Genomic DNA, 3,082 nt, shown 5'->3' with positions numbered 1-3,082 from the left:
TTGCTCAATAATCCTGCTGAACTCTATATTAATCCCGCTTTTTAACATTTTTTTCAAATCATTAGACCCACGCGGTTCCGTCAGCCATTTCTCATCCCTAAATTAAAATCCCTCTAAACAAAAAAACAATCCGGTTTGCCCAATAGGCAAATCGGATTGGTTCGCAGTTATACAGAAGTGTACAATATTTACACCCAAGTAAACATATACTTCTCATCTTCGACATCTTTTGCTTTTTTGACGATCTTCAACGGTTTAAATGTATCGATCATGACGGCAAGCTCCAATGTTTCTTTTTTGCCGATGCTTGCTTCCGTCGTCCCCGGATGAGGGCCATGCGGGATTCCGCTTGGGTGGAGGGTGATCGAGCCTTCCTTGATCCCTTTACGGCTCATGAAATTCCCCTCCACATAGTACAGCAGCTCATCGCTGTTAACATTGCTGTGGTTGTATGGAGCAGGAATTGATTCCGGATGATAGTCATATAATCTCGGGACAAAGGAACATACCACGAAGTTATGCCCTTCAAATGTCTGGTGTACCGGAGGCGGCTGATGGACACGCCCGGTGATCGGCTCGAAGTCCTCGATGTTGAACACCCAAGGATATAAATAGCCGTCCCAGCCGACCACATCAAGCGGATGATGATCCAGCACATGTGAATGCAGGGCTCCCCTTGATTTCAGGATGACTTCGAACTCGCCTTTTTCATCATAAGTCTCCAGTTTCCCGGGTCCTCTCAAATCACGTTCGCAAAATGGACTGTGCTCGAGGAGCTGGCCGTATTCATTGCGGTAACGTCGAGGGGTGGTGATCTGACTGAAGGATTCCACCATCAGCATCTTCGTGTCTTCTTCAGGAACGACGCGGTAAATCGTACCGATCGGAATCACGACGTAATCACCTTTTCCATACGTGATCGTGCCGAACATCGTTTCCACTTTCCCTTTACCGAAGTGGATATACAGCATTTCATCTCCATCGCCGTTGCGGTAATAGCTCTTCATTTCCTCAGTGACAAATGCAGTACCGATCAACAGGTCGGTGTTACCAAGCAGGTATTCCCTGCTTACCAGTGCATCGCCTTTCTTTTCCACCCCGTCCGTCATGAAGTGGCGGTGGCGTACCGCGCCATCCTCTTCAAATTCAGGCATATAGCTGCCGAGATACTCCGTCTTGGTGACCCCGGTCGGCAGGTGATGATGATAGAGAATCGATTGAGTCCCCGAGAAACCTTTCGTCCCCATCACCTGTTCCCTGAAAAGGGTGCCGTCTGGTTTCTTAAACATGGTGTGACGTTTGTGAGGGATTTCCCCCATTTGACGGTAATACATGGTTTTCCTCCTCTCTGGCGCTCGCGACCTTGTTTCGCAGCACGCCCAGTCCACCTATTTCTAATTCGACTTCATCCCCCGGCTTCAGCCAGCGGTGGGTTTCCGTCCCAAGCTCGAGGATACAGCCGGTCCCGACCGTTCCCGAGCCGATGACTTCTCCAGGATAGAGAGTCACGTCCTTCGATGCCCTCTCGACCATGTCGGCGAAAGTATAGTAAATATCTTTGTAATTCCCTTTTGACAATTGTTTTCCATTCACTTTAGCAGTCATGCTCAGATCAAACCGGTCCCCGTCGCGGTATGCCTCCAATTCATCCTTCGTCACCAGATAAGGACCGAATGATGTGGCAAAATCCTTCCCTTTTGCAGGACCGAGACCGACTTTCATTTCTTGCTTCTGAATGTCCCTTGCACTCCAATCATTCATGATGAAGTAGCCGTAGATATGGTCTTCGGCATTTTCCCGGGAGATGTTCCGGCCTTCTTTTCCAATTACACAGGCAATTTCCAGTTCGTAATCGAGCCATTCGCTGCCGTCCGGTCCGGTGATTGTTTCATCTGGACCTTTGACCGCCAGATGATTGGTAAAATAAAAGACTGGGATTTCATACCACTCAGGCACTACATCCAGGCCTCTCCGTTTACGTGCAGTCTTGACATGATCTTCGAATGCATAAAAGTCACGGATGCTGACCGGTCGGGGAATCGGGGCTTTCAGTGTGACTTCTTTAAGGGGGTATACCCCTTTTTCTCCCCCTGAAAAAATTCCGAGCCCATCCATTTTCTCCAGCGCTTCCTCTCCGCGTTCAATCAACGACAGAATATCATTCGGCAGGCCGCCATCGGTCGCTTCATGAAGATCGATGACAAATTCATCTTGAACAATACCTGCCCTGACTTCCTTTCCCTTAAGAAAACTTACGAGTTTCATCTCTGCTCACCTTTTTCGAATCATTTCAAAAGAATCGGACAGCGGTTTTGTATACGATTGACCTGCAAGTCTTCCTACAGGCTTCAATTTATCGGAATCAATCTTCCCGTCATAATAGAGTTCATCGTCGACCCTGACGTATTCTACCTTACCGATGACAAGGCTTCCCGCTCCCGGCTGATCCCCGAAATGAAGAACTTGATGCAGCGTACATTCGAGTTGTACTTTGCTTTCTTCAACGCCAGGAGGCTTAACGGCAACCGAATCTTTCTTCGTTAAACCGACTTGTTCAAATTCATCCACATCCCGGTCATATTCAATTGCACAGTTATTCATCTCTTCGACAAATTCTTCGCTCACAATATTGATGACAAATTCTTTCGTTGTTTCAATATTGGTGAGAGTGTCTTTTTTGCTCCCGTCTTTTCCTTTTCTCATGGGTGAGAAGCAGATAAGCATCGGTTCTGCCGAAATCGCAGTGAAAAAACTGTAAGGGGCGAGATTCGCCTTTCCCTCTTCATCCAGGGAAGAGACAAAAGCAATCGGACGGGGTAAAATACTGCCGATCATTAATTTATACGCATCCTGCCAAGGAAGGGTGTGAGGTTTGATATCCATTCACTCCCCTCCTTTTGCTTTTAGAATTTCTTCCATTGAAGAAACGAATCGTTTATTGTCTTCCTCTGTACCGATTGTGACCCGTACTGTACTTGGATATCCAAGCAGGGTTCCTGAGCGGACGAGGATACCCCTTTTGACAAGCTCGGAAGATACATGGTCACCGTTTAGACCCGTGTCCACCATGATGAAGTTCGAC

The 3,082-nt window shown here is 47.5% G+C and carries 3 protein-coding genes and 1 pseudogene; all 4 read right to left on the bottom strand.

The window, feature by feature from the left end:
- Positions 1 to 188 precede the first annotated feature (188 nt).
- Positions 189 to 1,334, bottom strand: coding sequence for a homogentisate 1,2-dioxygenase (locus tag HP456_RS21995; RefSeq protein ID WP_172255090.1), 1,146 nt, complete (start codon positions 1,332 to 1,334; stop codon positions 189 to 191).
- Positions 1,282 to 2,265 carry a fumarylacetoacetate hydrolase family protein gene (locus HP456_RS21990; protein WP_172255088.1) on the bottom strand — a complete coding sequence of 328 codons (984 nt, stop codon included), beginning with the start codon at positions 2,263 to 2,265 and terminating at the stop codon, positions 1,282 to 1,284. The genes HP456_RS21995 and HP456_RS21990 overlap by 53 nt, the downstream gene beginning before the upstream one ends.
- Positions 2,266 to 2,271: 6 nt before the next feature.
- A complete protein-coding gene (locus HP456_RS21985; RefSeq protein WP_172255086.1) occupies positions 2,272 to 2,883 on the bottom strand; it encodes a flavin reductase family protein in 612 nt (203 codons plus the stop codon).
- Positions 2,884 to 3,082 (bottom strand): annotated as a pseudogene (locus tag HP456_RS21980) (histidinol-phosphate transaminase); the annotation flags it as partial.

Source organism: Bacillus haikouensis, assembly GCF_013179555.1.
GTDB lineage: Bacteria > Bacillota > Bacilli > Bacillales > Bacillaceae_B > Rossellomorea > Rossellomorea haikouensis_A.
This window is presented reverse-complemented; position numbering and strand designations above follow the sequence as displayed.

Coding starts and splice junctions, on each gene's coding strand:
- HP456_RS21995 (WP_172255090.1), bottom strand. CDS start 1,334: ATGTATTACCGTCAAATGGGGGAAATCCCTCACAAACGTCACACCATG.
- HP456_RS21990 (WP_172255088.1), bottom strand. CDS start 2,265: ATGAAACTCGTAAGTTTTCTTAAGGGAAAGGAAGTCAGGGCAGGTATT.
- HP456_RS21985 (WP_172255086.1), bottom strand. CDS start 2,883: ATGGATATCAAACCTCACACCCTTCCTTGGCAGGATGCGTATAAATTA.